The following is a 20,217-nucleotide window of genomic DNA, read 5'->3' on the forward strand; positions in this document are numbered from 1 at the left end:
GCCCGAGCCCCACAAATCACCCGCAGCTGGTTCCCGCAGTTATTTCTGGGTTACCGTATTGACGTCAATGAAGGACATGCCTGTGGTGCCAATGCCCTTGAAGCCCTGAAGCGCCACGCCGTTTCCGTTGGGCTTCTCGCTCCAGGAAGCCGTAGAAGTCTTCGCAAAGAGTACCGGATAGAGAGGCACGTTCTCCGCGATAATATCGAAGCACTCGTTCCAGGTAGACTGCTGATCGGCGCCGGACTGAGTCAGAGCCTTGTCCATGAGCTCATGGAGCTTCTTCCACTCATCGGAAGCACCCCACGGGCAGCGCGTCTTCATCCAGATATTATCGCCGTACCACCAGTTGAGAAGCAGGTCAGTATCGCCGCCGAAGCAGGAAGGATCTCCCGGCGCCAAGAGCATGTCCCAGGATCCGTCAGCGGCATCAATGGCGGAATAGGTAGCAGGCGAAGTATCGGTCTGAATGGTGACCGTAAAGCCGAGCGCGTCAAGATCGTTCTTGACCTGCGTGGCCATATTCTTAACCTGCTCGTTGTCGGTCGTGCGCAGGACAACCTCGCCCGGCGTGATGCCTGAATCTTTGATAAGGCTCTTCGCCTTATCAGTGTCATGCGTATAGACCGTGGCGGCCTTGTGGTAATTGGAGAACGAAGACGGCAGATAGCAGGTAGCGGCTTCAGCCTGACCGGACAGGGCGTTGGAAATCATCTTGTCGGTATCCAGAGCGTAGAGCACCGCCTGGCGAACCTTGACGTTATCCCAGGGAGCCTTGGTCACGTTATACATCAGGAAGCGAACACCGAAGCCCTGCACGGTATCAACGGTGCAGCCGGCGTTTTTAAGCTGGTCGATAGCGTCAGCGGGAACCATCTCCATAGCAAGCGTGGTGCCGTCGGTCTGAGCGGTCAGACGAGCCGTCGGGTCCTTCAAAATGTCATAATGAAGCGCCTTATCCTTGGCGGGAGTAGCGCCGTTGTAATTGGGGTTGGGCTCAAGATCAAGTGTGTTATCCGAAATCGTCTTATACATCCACGGACCGGAGCCGACCGGCATCTTCTTCATGTCTTCCTGATTCGATGACGCAGGAACAACACGAACGATGGACAGACGCTCTTTCAAAAGCGAGAAATTAGGCACGTTAGTCTTGATGGTAACCGTAGCGTCATCTTTCTTCTCAATGGACGCAATGGGGGTCAGCATAGAAACGTAAATGTTCTTTTCGGCTGTTGCGCGCTTGAAAGATTCCACAACGTCATCAGCGGTAACTGCCGCGCCGTCAGAGAACTTTGCCTCTTTTCTGATGCTCACTTCAAAGGTAGTATCGTCGACCTGCTGAGGATCTGCGGTAGCAAGCTCGTTAAAGGTGTGGTAGTCATGGTAATTCATGCCATACAGGCCCTCTGAGACCTGCCAGTTGACACCGAGCGCCAAAGCTGACGAAGTGGAGGATGGATCGTAGTTCTGCGTCGAGTACGCCGCTCCGGCGCTGATAGTACCGCCGCCGGCCTCACCCTTTTGCTCGGTGCCTGAAGTATTGTTAGCGTTGTTGTTGCCACCACACGCCGTCAGGCCCAATCCAGCAGCAGCGGCAGCTCCACCGAGGAAGGTTCGACGTGAAAGCTGACGACCGAAAAGTTTGCTCATTTCTGCCTCTTTCTTAGTGCTATCAAGCCACAGACGTGGCACCGCGCCACAACCGTGGCTTTTACCTTTTTTATCATACGCACAGGTGAACGGGAAAGAAATGATCATTCGGCCGAACGGATGCTTTTGAAATGCACTCAAGAGAAGCACTATCACAAACGCCGGCTCCTACGTTATAATAGTAAGATTACCAGAAAACTTGCCGATCAAATAAGTCGCTGTACAGCGGGTTTATGCATTTGCTACCAAGCTATATATCAATAAGTTAACTAAGCCGTTTACAGAATAGTAATACCAGTCCTACCGCTTACCGAAGGAACTATACCGTTTACCGCCATATATCGGGTTACCTGGTTTCAAATTTAATACCAGGTGGTTTTGAATAAACATACCAGATTGCAACATTTAGGATTGCGGCAGAGCACCGTAAAACAAGAAGTGAGCCCTTCTCGCCACGCGAGAAGGGCCTTAAAAATCGCGTATCTATTCTCTGCGAACGGCGTCGAGCAAATCGTCGACTCGATTGGTCTGCTCCCACGTGAAGTCATCATCATTCCGGCCAAAGTGCCCGTAGGCGGCAGTCTTCTCAAAGATGGGGCGACGCAACTTGAGGTCACGAATGATGGCACCCGGACGCAGGTCAAAAACCCTTTGAACGGCGGCTTCAATGACCTCGTCAGAAACCGTGCCGGTGCCGAAGGTGTCCACCATGACCGAAAGCGGACGCGAAACGCCAATGGCGTAGGCAAGCTCAATTTCACAGGTATGCGCAAGACCCGCCGCAACCACGTTTTTGGCTACCCAGCGAGCAGCGTAGGCCGCCGAACGGTCAACCTTGGTGCAATCTTTGCCCGAAAAGGCTCCGCCGCCATGACGACCCATGCCGCCGTAGGTGTCCACGATAATCTTACGACCTGTAAGACCGGTGTCACCCATCGGACCTCCAACGACAAAGCGACCCGTCGGATTAACGTAGATGTCGGCTTTATCCCACGCAATGCCGACTTTGGCGAATACAGGCTCGATGACATGAGAAATCATATCCTTCTTGATAACGCTCATGTCTTCAATCTCAGGCGCGTGCTGCGTTGAAATAACAATCTCCGTTACCTCAACGGGCCGGCCTCCCTCATAACCAACTGTCACCTGTGTCTTTCCGTCAGGCCGCAGGTAGTCAAGCTCGCCGGTTTTACGCACTTCCGCCAGACGTTCGGCCAGCCGCTGCGACAAATACGCGGGCATCGGCATCAATACGTCAGTCTCATCGGTGGCATAGCCGAACATCATGCCCTGGTCGCCAGCACCGATACGATCAAGAGGGTCGGTCGTGTGTCCTGCCTGCACGTCATAGGATTCATCAACGCCCTTGGCGATATCGGGACTCTGCTCATGGATGAGGTTCAGCACACCGCACGTCTCGCAGTCAAACCCGTACTTGGCGCGGTCGTAGCCGATACGCTTCAGCGTCTTGCGAGCGATATCCTGCACGTCGATGTAAGCTTGCGTGCGAATCTCACCGGCAATGATGATGGTGCCGGTCGTCGCGAAAGTCTCGCACGCGCAGCGAACATGATCCACATTAGCTGGCTCTCCGGTCGGCGAAATGTAACCGCGCTCCTGCAGCGCTATCTCCTTTGCCAAAATAGCGTCGAGCACGGCGTCGGAGATTTGATCGCACACCTTATCGGGGTGACCTTCCGTAACCGCTTCAGAAGTAAAGTAATACCTATTGCGAGCCATGACCGTTCCTTTCTTACGCGGTAGTATTCGAAAAGGGAATTGCGAGAAGAACTCACAATTCCCTGTGGTATAACACCTGACACGAGGTATGTATACCCCAACTAGGCTGATAATTTTGAATCAATTCCTATTCCGTTCAAAATCATTGCCAGCAGATGATCGACAAGCTCATCAACGGTCATCTCGTGGCCATGATGACCCATCAACCCGATGGCGGAAAGCACAAGCGAACCCGTTATCGCGCAGGCAGCAAGCCTCGTATCCGCGTCTTCCCTGATGAACTTCTCGCTTTTTCCTCGCTCAAGCTGAGCCGCAAGCAACACGATGACACGGGACAAATGGGAATCCATCGTGGGAATCAAGTCTCGCTCAGAGCCTGCGAACTTATTGATGAGGGCAAGCACCAACGGAGAGCCAGGCATAATATGAGACGCAAGCTCACACATGATTGCACGAAGCGAATCAACGGAAGCGGAAACTCCTACCGATACCTGGGCCACCGCTTCAGTCAAATCATCAACCGAGCTGTCAAAAATCGCTTGGACAAGCGCATCGCGATCAGCAAAGTAATAATACAGGGCGCCTTTGCTAAGCTGCGCGCGAGAAGACACTTCGCTCATCTTAAAATCGGTATTTCCCCGCTCCGTCATAATCTTGGTTGCCTCGGACATAATGCGCCGCCGCGTCTCGATACTCTTTTTTGTACGGTTCTCCGCACGCTTATGCGTTACGGCAACTACGGCGTCGTGGACAAGCTCATGCGCCTGGGCGTGAGCGGCAACAATATGCGCGCCTGCCTCTTCCAAAGGATGAGCGTCTCTTTCAATCATGGCAAAATCCCCCAGTGTCTATCGGTCGGTCGCAACGGTTCAAAATAGAAATTTTGAACATTATTTAAAAAACAGTCAATTCTTCTATTATGATGACGGTAGGTAGGGTAAAGTTCAACAGTCAGCCAAACGGTACCAAAGGGGCATCTGTGAAAAACATAGCTCGCATTTTTATACGAGACCTTAGCAGGATCCTCAAAAATCCCATCGCAGTCATCGTTACAATTGGCGTCTGCATTATCCCCTCGCTCTACGCATGGTTCAATATCGCCGCTAACTGGGATCCATACAAAAATACTCAAACGATGCCCGTGGCTGTCGTAACGGAAGACAAAGGCGCTGAGGTGGGCGATCAGGGTCATCTCAATGCGGGCGCCATGGTCATCGATAAGCTTAAGGAAAACAACCAGCTCCAGTGGACGTTCGTATCCAAAGAGGAGGCGCTCCAAGGCGTTTCTTCCGGCACCTACTACGCCGCCATCATTATTCCAAAGAATTTCACCGCTGAGCTGGCATCCGTTCTTTCAGGGAATCTGGAAAAGGCCCATATCCAATACTACGTCAACGAAAAGCTTAATCCCGTAGCTCCCAAGGTCACTGATTCCGGCGCAAAGACAATTACCACACAGATCAACGAAACCTTCATATCAAAAGCCAGCGAAGTCGTTTCCGAGAAGTTCGTCGGTGTCGCCGAAACCGTAACATCCAAGGCAGACGGCGCCGTTGAGACAATCTCCTCTGAGCTCGGCGGCACCAAACAAGATCTCGACGGCATTGCAAAGAGCATTGAGTCTTCTCAGGCCACTATCGACAGCGCGCGCAACGCCGTTGCCAGCGCACAAAACACCGTTGACGCGCTTATAACAAGCGTTGACGCCTCCTCAGAAACCCTCGCTCAAGCAACCTCGCAGCTTCCTCAGGTAAAAAAAGATACCAATACGCTTTCAGCAAAACTCTTCTCGTCACTGACGCAAGGCGGCGTCTCAATGAGCAACGTCGCAAGCCACGCTAACTCCGCTATCGGCCAGATTACCGGATCGGTTGGTGGCGCGCTCGGTACCGTTGACAGCACGCTTGCCTCCGTAAGAAGCCTGATTGCCACCAATCGGCAGCTCGTCGCTGACCTTGAGGCTATACGAGACACGCTACCCACAACTGCTCAGAAACATCTCAATAATCTGATCGATGAGCTCAAGAGCTCCATTTCTCAAGAAGAGACTCTTCTCGCCCGCCTGCAGACGGCTTCAAACGACGCGCATGCGAACAATGACGCGCTGGCCGGCGTATCGAGCGCGCTGAACTCAACGGTCACGACAAGCGTTGACGCTCTCAATACAACAACTTCAACGCTTTCCGCCACGTCCATTCCTGAGCTCAACGATTCGCTTGATTCGTTCAGCGACGCCACCGGGAGCCTCGCTTCCGCCGTGCATGCAATCAAGCCGACGCTCGTCCATCTCAAAGGCATCCTGACTCAACTTGACAACACGCTCTCTGAAGCGAGAAAAGCAACCGCCCTGACGCAAGAATCACTCTCTTCTACCGCGTCAACTGTAGGAAATCTCGCCTCTGACGTGGAGGTTATTCAAAACTCGCAACTCATGGGACAACTCAGGGACGTCACCAATCTTGACTCGAAAAACATCGCCGCATTCATGGCGTCTCCCGTTAAAATCGCCGATGACGCGGTCTATCCCATAGCCAATTACGGTTCAAGCGTCACGCCGTTCTATACGAACCTCGCGCTTTGGGTAGGCGGCTTTGTGCTGATAGCCATCTATAAGCTTGAGGTAGACAACGAAGGTATCGGCCGATTCGCGCCTTGGCAGGGCTATTTTGGCCGCTGGCTCCTCTTGATGGTCCTCGCGGTGCTCCAGGCGCTCATCTGCTGCGTAGGCGATTTGTTTATGGGCATTCAGTGCGTCAATCCCCTCGCCTTTCTTTTCGCGGGTGTCGTTGAATCCGTGGTGTACGTCAACATCATCTACGCGTTTTCCGTCGCCTTTAAGCACATCGGCAAAGCTCTCTGCGTTCTTCTGGTCATTCTGCAAATCCCGGGAGCCGCGGGTCTCTATCCTATCGAAATGATGCCCGGCTTTTTCCAGGCCATCCATCCTTGGCTGCCCTTCACCTACGGCATCGCTGCCATGCGCGAGTCTATCGGCGGGTTCTATGGAACGTTCTACGGCTGGAACCTCTTCATGCTCTCGCTGTTCATTCTTCCCTCCCTGGTTATCGGTATCGCGCTTCGCCGTCATCTTCTCAACATCAACTTCCTCTTTGACCGCCGCCTCGCCGCGACAGGCTTCATGGCGCACGAGCGTGACGGCATCAGCGTTGAGCACTATCGCCTTTCCTCCCTTGTCCGCGCCCTTCAGAACAGCGATGACTACGCGCAGGATGTCGAGAAGCGCGCTCAGCAGTTTGAGAAACGCTATCCCACCTGCGTGCGCCTGGGGCTTATAGCGCTTCTCGCCCTTCCGATTGGCCTGCTCCTTGTTATGTTCATCGCTCACAACAAGCTGCCGTGGCTCATCACATGGGTCGTTGTTCTGGTACTTATCTGCGCTTACCTTATCGTCCTTGAATACCTACACGAAACCATGAGGAGAAGAAAATCAATGGTAGGTCTTGGCAAACAGCAGATGACCGAGATGATCAGCTCTCAACTTGAGCGAGAAGAACAGGGTGAGTAACATGGAGAAAATCAAAACGCTCTTCCTGCATGACTTCCGCGCCGTTTCACGCAATGTCATCGCCCTTGTTGTATGCGTGGGTCTTATCGTTCTTCCCTCCCTGTACGCCTGGCTCAATATAGAGGGCAGCTGGGACCCCTACGGACACACCAACGAGCTTAAAATCGCCGTTGCAAATGACGACGACGGCTATAAGAGCAAGCTCGTTCCCGTCAGCGTCAACATCGGTGAGCGAGCCGCGTCAAAACTTCGTGAAAGCACTTCCATCAGCTACGTGTACACCACCCACGACGACGCCGTGGAGGGAGTGCGCAGCGGCCGCTATTATGCGGCGCTCATCATTCCGCCGGATTTCTCCCAAAAACTCCTTGGCGGCCTTGGCAACGCTCACAGCGAACCCGCGACAATCACCTACATAAGTAACGAGAAAATCGGCGCTATCGCACCTATCGTTACCGATAAAGCGGCGGAATCCGCACGCACGGAAATTGAATCCGGCTTTACCGACGCCCTAACCGAAGTCGGAGCCGGCGTGCTTGACGAAATGTCAACGTCTCTTGACGATCCTCATCTCATGAACGCCGCGGCGTCCTTAGACAGTGCGCTGACGCGGGGCAGCACCGACCTGAGGGGCGTTTCGCGCCATATGAAACTCTACGGAGATCTCATCACTTCCGCTCAGTCCATCGTTTCGAGTACCTCCGATCTTATGAACTCAGACAACAGCGCGACGCAAGACGCGGGCGATGCACTCAATGCCGCCTCAAGTGGCGTCCATAAGTTGAGCGGCAGCGTGCAAAGCGCCGGAGATACCGTTGACAGCGCGCTTGCCTCAACCCAGTCAAGCTTTGACACGCTTGGTAACGCGATTTCCACCTCACTCGACAGCGCCACCACAACCGCTCAACACACCTCATCTGATATGCGCGACCTTTCGGGAAAAGTCAGCTCGGTCGCTTCGGGGTATGAATCGCTTTTGAGCGACATGAAGGCTGTGCAGGCGGCGCTTCCGTCAGGAGCGCAGTCCCTTCTCGATTCCCCCATCGCACGCATACAGAACGTCGTTGATACGCAGCGGGCTTTGCAGAAGCACCTTGATGCCGCGGCAGACGCCATTGACAGCGGAGTTACCCTTTCCCAAGACGACCGCGCCGCTATAACGTCTTTGGTTACGCAGGCTCAAACAGACGTCTCTTCCGCGCGCACGGAGCTCAAAGGCACCCTTGACGCACAGCTCGATTCCCTCTCCGTGTCACTTGACAGTGTCAGCGGCGACACATCCGCCATCGCCGGTTCTCTGCAAGCTACCGTATCGCAGCTCAAGGACGTGTCGGCTTCCACTAATACGAGTCTCGACGCTCTGAAAAACGACTTCGCGCGCGCCCAAAATCGTATCAATCTGCTTGCCGATAAGCTTGACGCTATACACACCTCTCTCTCCGAGGCGCTTGCAAGCAACGATCTTGTCACCGTTCGCCGCATTCTCAGCGCCAACAGCGAAGACCTCGCGTCGTTTGTGGCGGCGCCGACAACGCTTGATCGTACGGCTGTCTATCCGGTTGAAAACAACGGCTCGGCTATGGCCGGTTTCTACACTACGCTTTCTCTTTGGGTAGGCGCCATTATCCTCGTAGCCATGCTTCTCACAGGATCTGACCAGGCACTTCTCGACTCAATCGGCGCCCAGCCTCGTCATGCCTATATGGCTCGCCTTCTTACCTTCAGCGTGTTCGGATTCCTGCAAGCTACGCTGGTTGGTCTCGGCGACCTCTATTACCTGGGAATTCAATGCGTTGATCCCGTGCGTTTCATGCTGACGCTTTGGATATCGTCGTTTGTCTTCGTCAATATCATGTACGCGCTTACCTATTCTTTTGGCGACGTAGGCAAGGCAATCGCGGTGTTTCTTCTCGTCATTCAAGTCGCGGGCGCCGGCGGCACGTTCCCAGTGCAAATGCTTCCGCAGAGCTTCCAAAACATCAACATTCTGCTGCCCTTTGTGCACGCCATCAACGCCATGCACGAAACGATTGCCGGCTATTACGGTACTATTTGGCTGCAGGAGCTAGGCATCCTCTGCGTCTATCTCGCCTGTGCCCTGCTCTTGGGACTGGTGCTCCGCAAACCCGTGGCGCGAGCCAACGCGTGGATTATCGAAAAGCTGGAATCGACCAAAATCATGTAGACATCGCGGGCGTCAAGAGGGCGAGAAGTGCTTCTCGCTCATTGACAACCTCACCGGCAAGGTAGGCTTCAAAAAGCTGCCTGAGATACATGCCTACGGCAGGTCCAGGGGCAAGGTCGAGCGTCCGCATGACATCATCGCCTGAAACGGCCAGGTCGCGAGGGCTTTGCACGGCGCCAACGCGAATCTCGTCATGCAGCATGCGTGCAATGACGTCAAGCTTGACGGCATAAGTTCGACAATACGGCGTCTTTGCCAGCGCGTCGGCTCGCTTGAGTTCAATGATCTGCGTAGCCAGGCAGGCACCCCTCCCCGCGCAACCCTCATCAAGCGTCGCGATGAAGCGTCGAATGGACGAAGCGCTTGCGCTGACCTCCAAATCATGCCAGCGGATAAGCTGCGCGGCTTGAGCTACCAAAGACTGCGGCACGCCCATAGGCTCAAGAATCTCGTGAGCCATCCGGGCGCTCTCTTCAGGATGCCCGAAGAAATGACCGCGGCCGCCCTCGTCTTCGGAAAAGGTCATAGGCTTAGCAATGTCGTGGAGCAGCGCCGCCCAGCGCAACGCGCTCTGTGCGGTGCCGGCGGTAAAAGCCTCAACTCCCGCGCACACGCGAGCCGTATGTTCGCGCACGTCATAAGCATGAAAGGGACTTTGCTGATCAAAATCGTCCATGGGTGCGAGCTCGGGAATGGCTGCCGCGAGGGCGGGAAAACCGATACGAAGCGCGCGAGCGGTACGCCCCGTCTCTACGATAGCGCGCGTCTCCGCGCCGATGCGCTCACGCGCAATGGATGCAAGACGAGGCGCGCAAACCGCGAGCGCATGATCCGTTGCAGCCTCGATAGAAAAATCCAGTCGGCAGGCGAAGCGCACGGCCCTCAGCACCCGAAGCGCGTCTTCTTCAAAGCGCTCCCGCGCGTCTCCGACCGCGCGTATCAGACGCAGGCGAAGGTCACGCTGGCCCAGATACGGATCGAGCAATCCACGCGATGGATTAAACGCCATGGCGTTTACGGTAAAGTCGCGACGCGCGAGATCCAAACGTATGCTGTCGGAAAACCGGACATCGTCGGGATGGCGACTGTCGGAATACGAACTTTCTATACGATAGGTTGTAACTTCAAGAGGATGATTCTCAATGACAACCGTAACGGTGCCATAAGCGCTGCCCGTTTCATACACCGCGTATCCGGCACGCCTGAGCACCTCAGCCGCCTGTTTCCAATAAGCGTCCGTAGCGATGTCAACGTCATGAGCCGCGGATCCTAAAAGCGCATCGCGAATCCAACCTCCCACAACCCAGGCCTCATATCCAGCGCCTTCCAGCACGGCAAGAGCGTGCTTCGCATACCGTGGCAACACCTCGGACAGGGAAAGAGCAAGTGTATCTGCTGTGGTTTGTGCGTGGAGCGGCGCATCCATCACGACTCTCCCGTTTTCTCATCGTCCAAATACGTTGACAGTACGAGCATACAGAAAACGCTGTGGAACTGCAAAATAGAAAATTTGTTCTGTTTTTCTCCCTGTCCGCGCCGAAAATGCGGTACAGTATAGATAGAACTTATGTTCTATCTGACGAGAAGGGCCTCGCGTGGATACCTTAGACAAGCTTTCCATCCTTGCCGACGCTGCGAAATATGATGCCGCCTGCACTTCCTCCGGCGTCAACCGCGCGCCACAAAAAGGCAGCCTTGGCATGGCTTCGGCCGCCGGCTGCTGTCACTCTTTCGCGCCTGACGGACGCTGCATCACCTTGCTGAAAGTACTCTTCTCAAATGCCTGCTCATACGACTGCGCATACTGTGTCAACAGGCGTTCAGCCTCGTGCGAGCGCGCGTCGTTTACACCGCAAGAACTTGCCGATCTTACGGTCGACTTTTATAAACGCAACTACATAGAAGGGCTCTTTCTTTCGTCCGGCGTTGTAGGAACGCCTGACCACACAACGGAACTCATGATTGCCTGCCTGCGCATTTTGCGCGTACAGCACCGTTTTTGCGGCTACATTCACGCCAAAATCATTCCGGGAACCGCGCCGGAGCTTATCGGCACCATCGGCCTTCTGGCCGACAGGCTCAGCGTTAATCTGGAGCTTCCAAGCTCCAAATCGCTGCAGCTGCTTTGTCCGGATAAAGACGGCAAAGCGGTTACGGAGCCCATGAAACTCATACACCGCACCCGCGTAGAAGAAGAAACGTCTCTCTTGGAGGCTACGCAGAACAAAACATCAACGCTCGCAAAATATGCGCCGCGCCAACGCGCGCTTTCGGAAGGCCGCAAGCTTTATGGCAACGCGGCAGCCTATACGCTCCGCCCTCGACCCCGCGTTTCTTCCGCAAAGAGGTCCTTCTCGCCAGCAGGACAATCAACACAAATTATCATCGGCGCCACTCCGGAAAGTGACAACCAGATACTTCGCCTTTCGCAGGCGCTCTACGAACGCTACGACATGAAGCGCGTCTTTTTCTCGGCCTATATGCCCATGCTGGACGATAAGCGTCTGCCCGCGCCCGATACGCCCGTGCCACTCAGACGGGAGCACAGGCTATATCAGGCAGACTGGCTGATGCGCTACTACGCGTTCACTCCTGACGAGCTTGTTTCTCCAGAAGCTCCCTGGCTTGATTTAGACGTTGATCCCAAACTCGCGTGGGCGCTTGCCCATATTGACCAATTCCCTGTCGAGATTATGGACGCCCCACTTGAGCTGCTCCTTCGCATTCCCGGGGTAGGTCCTGTAGGCGCAAGAAGGATTATCGCCGCCCGCAGGAAGCGCCCGTTGAGTTTTGAGGATCTCGCGAGACTCAACATTACCTTAAAGCGGGCGCGGCATTTCATGTGCTGCCAAGGCAGGCGCGACCGCAACTCCCCGCTCGACGCCGAGCTCATCAGAAAGCTGGTGATAGAAGATGCCAGAAAAAGCTCCTATAACAAGACGAGAAGAGCGATTGAATACTCACAGCCAACGCTCTTTTGATGACGGCTCTCCCCTTCTTGCGCACGCCATACGTCAGCTTCGCGAACTCGACTCCTCCTCCAACGTGGCGCTGACCTGCGAGCCCTCCGTTGAAGGCGTCGTTTCCTCGGTCGGCCTTACTTATTTGGCACGCCTGTCACCTTCTCGCGTTCGTCTTGTGAGAGAAACCGGGTGCCAGGCGCGCCTTGGTGAAGTCATCGTGCAAGGTCTTAATCCATCTTGGGATGAAACGGTCGCCTTGGCGCGCCGGGTCCTTGTGGGGTTTGAACAGAAACAAAATCGCGAAGCCGTCAGGCGTCTGGTACTGGCCTGCGCGTCAGATAATCCTCGTATGCCTGAAACGGTCCATCGCTTTATGAGAGCGGGCTTTTCACAGTCAACGCTCCTCGTTGAAGATCCTGCGGACGAAGTCTGCCATGCGCTTAACGCGTTGGCTCGACAGGTTGACAATGAGCGCGAGCATATGCGGCAATTCGTGCGTTTCTCGCGCATGGCAGACGGTTCGTTCATGTCGGTATTTCGGCCTAACGCAAACGTGCTGCCTCTGACAACCGACTACTTTGTCCAACGCCTTGGCAACGAGCGCTTTCTCATCGTTGACCCACTGCACCACATCGCCACGTTCTACACTCCCAAGCAGAAACGCTTTGGCACTGTAAAACTTGATCAGAGCGGCATTGATAAGCTTGTGGCGCGCAGCGACCTTGCTGACAACGAAGCCTCTATCCAGGCCCTGTGGCAGTGCTTTTACGAGAGAGTTGGGCTCCCCGGCAGAGACGCCTCACAGCGTGGATACGACTTGCGGACACACTGGATGCCTCAGCGGTTTTGGAGCGAGCTTACCGAGCTTGCTGTGAACGTCCACGAAAAAACGGCACCAGACGTAACCCGATGCCGTCGTATTACTTCGTAGAACTGTTGCTACATGCCACCGCTCACGTCGGCGTTCATATCACCACGGTCGTACTAGTCAAGATCGCTGAAATCAGTTGCCGAAGGCGCAGGAGCGTTTTGCGCAGGAACTCCGGCAGGTGTTGTTGCAGCAGGAACCTCAGGCGTATGCGCATTGTTGAGCACGCCCTGCGGGAAAACGGAATCGGCATCGTCCATGAAGTGCTGGAGAAGCTTGCGGTACTCGGCGCGGAAATCCTCGCGGGACTGTTTGAGACGATCAATCTCATCAAGCTCGGTTTGCTTCTCGGCAAGCGCCTGACGAATGACCTCACGAGCCTTCTGGTCGGCCTCGTTGCGAATGCGCTCGGCATTGTCGCGAGCGTCAGCTACGAGCTTGTCAGCAGAAGCCTGCGCCACAATAAGCACCTGGGAAATCTGGTGCTCGGAGGCAGCCACGGCCTGAGCGTTTGTTTTGTCTGCCGCAGCCTTCTCTGAATTCTCCTCAAGACTTGCCACCTGAGCCTGAGCCGCAGCAAGTTGCTGCTCGGAGTTGGTCAGACGACCCTTGAGGTCGGCGATTTTCTGGAGCATTGCGTCAATCTCAGAAGAAACTTGCTCCAAGAAGGAATCCACTTCTTCAGGATTGTAGCCAAGCTCAGAGGGAGAGAAAGACTGTTTTTCGATGTCTGCCGGTGTGATTGCCATTCTTGTTCCCTTTCGTTGTGCGTAGTATCGCAAATACCTGCAGTTAGTAAAACCCCTATCGAGGCACGCAAAGAAGCTGCCTAGACAAGTATATTCCAAATAAGGCGTTCAGCCACCTGAAGCACGAGTAATGCCACAATCGGCGAAAAATCCATACCTGAAAACGTTGGAATGATGCGCCTGAAAATCGAGAGGTACGGCCCGACAAGAACGCCAAGAGCATCATGGAACGATCTGACTTGACGGCTGTTTGACGGAATCCAAGACAGCACACACCAGATAAAAACCAGCAGTTCATATACTTCTATCAGACGCACGATAAGTGACGCCAGCCGTAGACCAAACACGTAAAACCTCCGTCGAATCCTTCGTAAACAAAATCATCTTGTAATATCCCCATCGGCGGCAAGTTTATCCAGATCGGCCTGAGAAAGTTCCATTCCCTGCGGAAGGACTACGAAAACGCGCTCTCCTATTGCCTCAACCGCGCCTTCAAGTCCATATGAAAGACCAAAACTGAAGTCAAGGATTCTTTTAGCGATCTCGGTATTGGTGTTCTTAAAGACAAGAACTACCGGCTGTCCTGTGCGTACACGGCGCACTACAGACTGAACGTCTTCATAGGCAACGGGACGCAGCACGTAGGGCGGCAGCTGCCCGGATCTCATACGGGAAACCGGTCTGAGGCCGGCATCGCCCGGCGTCTGCACCGTGGTTCCGGAGGCAAACTGAGTAGTTGGCTGCGGGCGCTGATATTCATGAGCCGCCGCGGACGCAGGAGCTGGAGACACCGGACGGCCGGAACGGGTATACACAGAAACGCTCTCCGCCTCAGGGCGAGAAGGATTGCCTAAAAGCCTGTTGGACGAAGCTGCCTCACGGGTATGTGGCTGACCCGCGCCCTCCTCGTCAAACTCATCGTCCTCATAGTACTCATCGTCATAGTAATCGTCATCCTGCGGACCTCTGAACCGATCCCGTAATGTATCAAGAATGCTCATCTCTACACCTTTCGCTTGTCATAGAGCAACACTGCAATCAAATCATTTCTATTGTAGAACGCTTGCCATGGTATGTTCGGGGCTAAATACCAAACGACCCAGCCGAATCATGGTCGAACCTTCCTCAATAGCCAACGGAAAATCATCACTCATACCGCAGGAAAGCGCGGGAAGCGTGTGTCCTGTTTTTTGCGTAAGTTCATCTCTAAGCTCACGCAATCCGGAAAACGTTCTGCGCGCCGCGGAAGCGTCATCTTTTGGAGCCATCGTCATCAGGCCGCATATCTCAAGGCCGGGAAGGCCAAAGAGCTCATCTGCCGCAGCTCGTGTATCCTGGGGAGAAAATCCCGATTTTGACTCCTCACCGGAGACATTGACCTCAAGCAAAACCTTACACGTCAGACTCCGCGCTTGAGAACGCACGGATATCGCATGAGCCAGGTGGGCTGAAGAAACAGAATGAATAAGTCCCACCCTGCCGATGACGTGATTGATTTTATTCGTCTGAAGATTGCCAATCATGTCAAAGCGGGCGTCACTCATGTCGGGCCAGGCCTTGAGCGCCTCAATCTTTCTTCCGAGCTCTTGAGGGCGATTCTCGCCAAAGATACGATACCCTACCTGATAAGCGCCTCGGACCGCCTCAGGCTGGACGGTCTTTGTCACTGCCACCAGTTCAATCTCTGAAGCATCGCGTCCGGAGCGTTTTGCGGCGTTGGCGACAACCTCAAGAATCTCTGAGCGGCGCTCGGCAAGAAAAGACTCGTAATCCACCTTAGCTCCTCAACTTCACGGCAACCGCTCCATGACGGCCGCACTGCCCCTGCTCGGCGCGATAGGAAAAGAAGCGATCCGTATGGGCTGCCGTAGATTCCGTAACTTCAGCGATGTTTTCGGCGAGAACACCCGCCTCTGTCAGGCAAATGCGAACCGCGGCGCCCAAATCAAGGTGACGGCCACCTGCGTCAGGCGCCACTATCCCCGATCCAAATTCACGCGTAAAGCGGTCGATAACTTCTTGAGAAACCTCATACTCACGCGGTCCTATATGAGGCCCGATATAGGCGAGAAGGTCCTCAACGTTTGCACCCGTCTCCGCCGTCAAAACATGAACCGCCTTTGACGCAATGCGAAGGAGCGTACCTCGCCAGCCCGAATGAACGACTGCAAACCCCTTGGGCGCCGCCAATATAACAGGCACGCAATCGGCAAAACACAAAAGAACCGGTACGTTTTCCGCACAACAGACAATCGCGTCAGCGCCCTGGACGCATTCGGCTCGTACGGCCGCCAACTCATCGGCGGCTGACGTGCGGACGACAAGAATCTTATCGCCATGAACCTGATGAGGATTGATTAGATTGTCCGCGCACGCGTGCGCGTCAAGCGCTGAAAGGACGCGCGACCTGTTCTCACGCACCGCCTCAGGCGCGTCTCCACAGGCGCCACCCAAGTTAAGGGATGTAAAAGCACCCTTTGACACCCCTTGCTGCCGCTCGGTAAAAGCGAGCGTGACCCCGTACGGACGCCTCACGTCCGTAATCAGAGCCACGCCTTGCCTACGCTGTGTCTCCAGCGCAATCATGCTAGATTCTGCTGCGCTTCAGAAAATCAGGAATATCAAATTCCTTGTCGTTTGAAGAAGTGGCGGGACGCGAAGGTTCCGGCGCAGGAGCCGGACGGGACGGCTGCTGCCGAGCCGCAGGACGCGCGGCGCGAGTACCGGGACGGGAAGCCGTCACATTGCGAGCCGTCGGCAAAGACCCCTGCTGCACATTGTTGTCGTTGAAGCCAGTGGCAATGACCGTCACGCGCACCTGATCGCCAAGGGACTCGTCCACAACCGTACCGAAGATGATATTCGCTTCAGGGTCAACGTTTTTAGCGACAAGGTCGGCAGCGTCGTTGATCTCCTGAATGCCCAGATCCTTGTTGCCGGCAACCGAAAGCAGCACACGCGTCGCGCCGTCAATGGAGCTCTCAAGCAGGCGGCTGGAGATGGCCTCGGTAGCCGCGTCAGCAGCGCGATTGTCGCCGGCGGCGATGCCGATGCCCATCATTGCAGTGCCGGCGCCCTTCATAATGGTGCACACGTCGGCAAAGTCGAGGTTGATGAGGCCTGGAACGGTAATCAAATCGGTAATGCCTTGGGTTCCCTGGCACAGCACGTCGTCAGCCATGCGGAACGCCTCAAGCATGGTGGTCTTCTTTTCGGAAAGATCCAGCAGACGGTCGTTGGGGATTACGATGAGCGTGTCAACGTTCTCGGAAAGGTTCTTGATGCCGTCAGAAGCAGACTGATACCGGCGGCGACCTTCAAAGGTAAAGGGCTTGGTGACTACGCCTACCGTAAGAGCGCCGACATCATTTTTGGCGATATCCGCGACAACAGGAGCAGCGCCGGTGCCGGTGCCGCCGCCCTCGCCCGCGGTGATAAAGACCATATCCGCGCCAGCAAGCGCAGCCTTAATCTCATCACGGGAGTCCTCGGCTGACTCTTTGCCAACCTCAGGATTTGCGCCCGCGCCAAGACCCTTGGTGATATCAGTTCCGATGTGAACCTTGATATCCGCGTCGGAAATGGCAAGCGCCTGCGCGTCGGTATTGATTGCAACAAACTCAACGCCGCGGATGCCTTCCTCAATCATGCGGTTCACGGCGTTCGTACCGCCGCCGCCAACACCTACAACTTTAATGACAGCAAGGTAGTTATTAAGGGTGTCAGTGTCCTTAACCATCTTTCCTCCTCGTGGCATAGTACCTCTATTCCTTCGGTCGTGAGCGCTTGTGCGCTTTCTTGCTACATTTTCGTGCGCTCGCAGGAACCGCAGGTAATAACCCTGAACCTCAAGTTAAGGCTTACGCTTCATGCAAAGCGGGGTATGATTGCATAACTTGAGGGTTTTCGTCAACAATTATGTAAAAATGATGGAAACAGCCGGTAAACGGTTAGTTTTTCTCGCTGGACGACGACGTGTCCTGCGTGTCATGATCCTTGAGATCAGTCAATGAGTCAGAAGAAGACCCCTGCTCTTGTGACGTAGCGTTGGAGATGCCTGTGCCGTTTTGCGTATTTCCGCTTGTGACCCTCCGGTAGGTGGGGCTTGCGGGTACGCGCACGTTCAGGTAGGTCATCTCGCCGGCATACTGGCGCACCATACTCAAGATGACTTTTTCCTTATCTTCAATTTGCGTGGGAGAACCAAGGGCTACCTGGATACCGTTGGACAACGTTATGTTAATGCTGTCCGCACTTGCCGCGGAATAGCTGACAATCTGAGAGGTAAGCTCCGACGTAAACGTCGATTGATACGCCAGTACGGCCTCAATCACTTCATCTGTCGCCTTCGCGCCTGCCACGGGGCTGACTGTCGCGGGCACGTCGCTCACCAAAAGCACGCCGTCCTTCTCGGCTTGCGCAAGCGCTGCGGCGCCCACAGAGTTGTTCTCCCCCACAGACAGGTTGATCTGCTGCAGCCAGGTACCCTCATCGCTGAGATACCACGCCGTGGGACCGGTGGACATGGCTACAAGCGCGGAGACTTTATGCTCCTGTATGGTGATGTGCAGCGTATTGGGAAACTGACGCTCATAGGTAACCGACGCGACCCAAGGATCCTTTTTGAGGTTCTCCGTTATCTGCTGCTCATCCATGTTAAGAAGGGTTGTGCCTTCTGGAACCGCAACTAATTTTTGAATGTCCTCATTGGTCACGTGGGCAGTCGGCTCAACAGTAATGTTGGTAATGGCAAATACCGGAGCGCTCCGCAGGATAAAAAAGGCGATAAGCGCGACGATCGCGCAGGCCGCAAGACCTATGAGTACGTTTCGTACGGTCTTTCCGTTCCACCGGCGCGCATTGCGCTGCCGGGCGGCGCGCGCCTCAGACGGCGTGACGCGTGCCGCGCCGTTTTTCGTTCGCATCCGTGCGGAGACGCTCGCAGGAGACGTCTTCGTTGCGCGAGACGGCTTACTCGTGCGGGAAGCTCGCGTTGAGGCGCTTCTCTGCTCCTGAGATTTGGGCGCTTTTTTTGTGTTTGCCTTGCGTGGCGTACCACGGCGGCTGGTATCGCGTGCCATAAGTGCTACCTGAGCCTTACCGTTCTCCTGTGCGCTCGGACAGCGCTTTGATATATGCCGGACCAATCTGGGTAACGTCTCCCGCTCCCTGCGTGATGACTAAATCACCCGGTTGACACAGCTCACAAAGCGTATCGACGAGCTTATGACGAGAAGGAATATAGCGAACGTCCGGCACATTGCCCGCAGCTTCCACGCGGCTGGCAATCGTCTTGCCGGAAATGCCGGGAATGGGCAGCTCTCCTGCGGAAAAGACATCCATCACCAGCAACTTGTCTATCCCATCAAAGGCATGCGCGAAGCTGTCCGCAAGGTCTTGAGTACGACTGTAGCGATGCGGTTGAAACACGCAGATGACACGCTTGAATCCCAGCGGAAGCGCGGCGGAAAGCGTCGCCTTGATTTCCGTGGGATGGTGTCCATAATCATCAACTACCGTAATACCGTTGCAATCGCCAACATGGGTAAAGCGGCGGCGGGCGCCCTTGAACTGAGAAAGCGCTGCGGCAGCGTCTGCAGGATCGTATCCCAAGCAGTCAGCCGCAGCGATGGCCGCGCAGGCGTTCGCAATATTGTGCTTGCCGGGATTTGCCGGGAGCGTCAGGTCAACCGTTACACCTGACGGAGTGGTCACTGACAGAGGATTTTCGATGCCCTTCTCGCGCTTACGAGGACGACATACATAGTCGCACTGCTCGCTAAAGCCATATGAGACCGTCTTGCGCCCTGTGGATTTCGCCAAATCGACCCAATGAGGATTGTCTCCGTTGATGATGACCGTTTCATCCTCATCCAGAAGGCCCATGAAATCGCAGAAGGCCTTCTCGATATTTTCAAGGGTGCCATAATGGTCAAGATGGTCAGCCTCGATGTTGGTAATCACAATCAAACTGGGATTGAGATACATAAACGAGCCGTCTGACTCATCGGCCTCGCATACGAAATAGTGACCCGAGCCGTTGCGACCGTTTGTGTCGTACCCCTCGACCACCCCTCCAATCAAAAATGACGGATCCGCGCCGAGTTTGTCGAGCATTGTGGCAATCATCGATGACGTCGTAGTCTTGCCATGCGTACCCGCCACGGCCACGGTCGTGCAGCCGCGCGAAAGATACGACAGCATCTTCGCCCGTGGCCAGATGGGAATAGTCAGCTCACGAGCGCGAATCACCTCGGGGTTAGTCTCGGGAACAGCGGTTGAAGTGACTACAACGTCTGGCCGGACCTCATCGATAGTAGCGGCGGTGTGTCCAATATGGACGCTCACGCCCGCCTCTTCAAGCTCACGCACATAGCGGGAGCTCTTAAGATCAGAGCCTGTAACGATGCAGCCACGCTCATGCAACACAAGCGCGATGCCGCTCATGCCAGCTCCACCAATGCCGATGAAGTGGGCGCGCGTAACCGTTGGTATATCCTGATTAGCCATGGTAAAGCTCCTCCGATAAAGCGATA

Annotated in this window: 16 protein-coding genes; 4 read left to right on the forward strand and 12 right to left on the reverse strand. The window is 54.9% G+C overall.

Annotated features, from left to right (window positions below; translation table 11 throughout):
• Positions 1-39 precede the first annotated feature (39 nt).
• The 3 genes from QM016_RS02165 to QM016_RS02175 all read right to left on the reverse strand — a co-directional run bounded on the left by QM016_RS02165 (position 40) and on the right by QM016_RS02175 (position 4,220).
• Complete coding sequence (locus QM016_RS02165; RefSeq protein ID WP_282710015.1) at positions 40-1,650, reverse strand: ABC transporter substrate-binding protein; 1,611 nt, start codon at positions 1,648-1,650, stop codon at positions 40-42.
• 483 nt (positions 1,651-2,133) lie between these two features.
• The gene (gene metK, locus QM016_RS02170) at positions 2,134-3,390 is read right to left on the reverse strand and encodes a methionine adenosyltransferase (RefSeq protein ID WP_016476769.1); all 1,257 of its coding nucleotides are present in this window, start codon (positions 3,388-3,390) and stop codon (positions 2,134-2,136) included.
• 101 nt (positions 3,391-3,491) lie between these two features.
• On the reverse strand, positions 3,492-4,220 hold the full coding sequence (locus QM016_RS02175; RefSeq protein ID WP_016476768.1) for a TetR/AcrR family transcriptional regulator: 729 nt from the start codon (positions 4,218-4,220) through the stop codon (positions 3,492-3,494).
• Between the two features lie 149 nt (positions 4,221-4,369).
• On the opposite strand from QM016_RS02175, the gene QM016_RS02180 reads away from it, so the two are divergent.
• Together QM016_RS02180 and QM016_RS02185 are read left to right on the forward strand one after the other, a co-directional pair.
• Entirely contained in the window at positions 4,370-6,916 is a 2,547-nt protein-coding gene (locus QM016_RS02180) for a YhgE/Pip domain-containing protein (protein ID WP_016476767.1), read from the forward strand.
• A gap of 1 nt (position 6,917) precedes the next feature.
• A complete protein-coding gene (locus tag QM016_RS02185) occupies positions 6,918-9,101 on the forward strand; it encodes a YhgE/Pip domain-containing protein (protein WP_016476766.1) in 2,184 nt (727 codons plus the stop codon).
• Here the strand turns inward: QM016_RS02185 and QM016_RS02190 are convergent.
• Positions 9,094-10,527: an HD domain-containing protein gene (locus QM016_RS02190; protein WP_282710019.1), complete on the reverse strand. Its 1,434-nt coding sequence runs from the start codon at positions 10,525-10,527 to the stop codon at positions 9,094-9,096. The two genes, QM016_RS02185 and QM016_RS02190, sit on opposite strands and share 8 nt — an antisense overlap.
• A gap of 169 nt (positions 10,528-10,696) precedes the next feature.
• Here QM016_RS02190 and QM016_RS02195 point away from each other — a divergent pair, with 169 nt between their 5' ends.
• On the forward strand, positions 10,697-12,082 hold the full coding sequence (locus QM016_RS02195) for a putative DNA modification/repair radical SAM protein (protein WP_282710021.1): 1,386 nt from the start codon (positions 10,697-10,699) through the stop codon (positions 12,080-12,082).
• Entirely contained in the window at positions 12,054-12,995 is a 942-nt protein-coding gene (locus tag QM016_RS02200) for a TIGR03915 family putative DNA repair protein (RefSeq protein ID WP_282710024.1), read from the forward strand. Before QM016_RS02195 ends, QM016_RS02200 begins: the two co-directional genes overlap by 29 nt.
• A gap of 53 nt (positions 12,996-13,048) precedes the next feature.
• Here the strand turns inward: QM016_RS02200 and QM016_RS02205 are convergent, their stop codons facing one another.
• From QM016_RS02205 to murC, 8 genes are all read right to left on the reverse strand, one after another.
• Entirely contained in the window at positions 13,049-13,681 is a 633-nt protein-coding gene (locus tag QM016_RS02205) for a DivIVA domain-containing protein (protein ID WP_282710026.1), read from the reverse strand.
• 80 nt (positions 13,682-13,761) lie between these two features.
• Complete coding sequence (locus tag QM016_RS02210) at positions 13,762-14,028, reverse strand: YggT family protein (RefSeq protein WP_282710028.1); 267 nt, start codon at positions 14,026-14,028, stop codon at positions 13,762-13,764.
• 33 nt (positions 14,029-14,061) lie between these two features.
• A complete protein-coding gene (locus tag QM016_RS02215; RefSeq protein ID WP_016476760.1) occupies positions 14,062-14,682 on the reverse strand; it encodes a cell division protein SepF in 621 nt (206 codons plus the stop codon).
• Between the two features lie 48 nt (positions 14,683-14,730).
• Positions 14,731-15,456, reverse strand: coding sequence for a YggS family pyridoxal phosphate-dependent enzyme (locus tag QM016_RS02220; protein ID WP_282710029.1), 726 nt, complete (start codon positions 15,454-15,456; stop codon positions 14,731-14,733).
• Between the two features lies 1 nt (position 15,457).
• Entirely contained in the window at positions 15,458-16,234 is a 777-nt protein-coding gene (locus QM016_RS02225; protein ID WP_349237886.1) for a polyphenol oxidase family protein, read from the reverse strand.
• A gap of 34 nt (positions 16,235-16,268) precedes the next feature.
• Positions 16,269-17,420, reverse strand: a complete 1,152-nt coding sequence (gene ftsZ, locus QM016_RS02230) for a cell division protein FtsZ (protein WP_282710031.1) — start codon at positions 17,418-17,420, stop codon at positions 16,269-16,271.
• A gap of 211 nt (positions 17,421-17,631) precedes the next feature.
• Positions 17,632-18,762 (reverse strand): FtsQ-type POTRA domain-containing protein, encoded by a 1,131-nt coding sequence (locus QM016_RS02235; RefSeq protein ID WP_282710032.1) that lies wholly within the window; start codon positions 18,760-18,762, stop codon positions 17,632-17,634.
• 16 nt (positions 18,763-18,778) lie between these two features.
• Positions 18,779-20,191 (reverse strand): UDP-N-acetylmuramate--L-alanine ligase, encoded by a 1,413-nt coding sequence (gene murC, locus QM016_RS02240; protein ID WP_016476755.1) that lies wholly within the window; start codon positions 20,189-20,191, stop codon positions 18,779-18,781.
• Positions 20,192-20,217 lie beyond the last annotated feature (26 nt).

Source organism: Lancefieldella sp. Marseille-Q7238 (assembly GCF_949152215.1).
Lineage (GTDB): Bacteria > Actinomycetota > Coriobacteriia > Coriobacteriales > Atopobiaceae > Lancefieldella.

Excerpts from the sequence above, each read along its gene's own strand:
- QM016_RS02165 (WP_282710015.1), bottom strand. The coding sequence starts at position 1,650 with ATGAGCAAACTTTTCGGTCGTCAGCTTTCACGTCGAACCTTCCTCGGT.
- metK (WP_016476769.1), bottom strand. The coding sequence starts at position 3,390 with ATGGCTCGCAATAGGTATTACTTTACTTCTGAAGCGGTTACGGAAGGT.
- QM016_RS02175 (WP_016476768.1), bottom strand. The coding sequence starts at position 4,220 with ATGATTGAAAGAGACGCTCATCCTTTGGAAGAGGCAGGCGCGCATATT.
- QM016_RS02185 (WP_016476766.1), top strand. The coding sequence starts at position 6,918 with ATGGAGAAAATCAAAACGCTCTTCCTGCATGACTTCCGCGCCGTTTCA.
- QM016_RS02190 (WP_282710019.1), bottom strand. The coding sequence starts at position 10,527 with ATGGATGCGCCGCTCCACGCACAAACCACAGCAGATACACTTGCTCTT.
- QM016_RS02205 (WP_282710026.1), bottom strand. The coding sequence starts at position 13,681 with ATGGCAATCACACCGGCAGACATCGAAAAACAGTCTTTCTCTCCCTCT.
- QM016_RS02215 (WP_016476760.1), bottom strand. The coding sequence starts at position 14,682 with ATGAGCATTCTTGATACATTACGGGATCGGTTCAGAGGTCCGCAGGAT.
- ftsZ (WP_282710031.1), bottom strand. The coding sequence starts at position 17,420 with ATGGTTAAGGACACTGACACCCTTAATAACTACCTTGCTGTCATTAAA.
- QM016_RS02235 (WP_282710032.1), bottom strand. The coding sequence starts at position 18,762 with ATGGCACGCGATACCAGCCGCCGTGGTACGCCACGCAAGGCAAACACA.
- murC (WP_016476755.1), bottom strand. The coding sequence starts at position 20,191 with ATGGCTAATCAGGATATACCAACGGTTACGCGCGCCCACTTCATCGGC.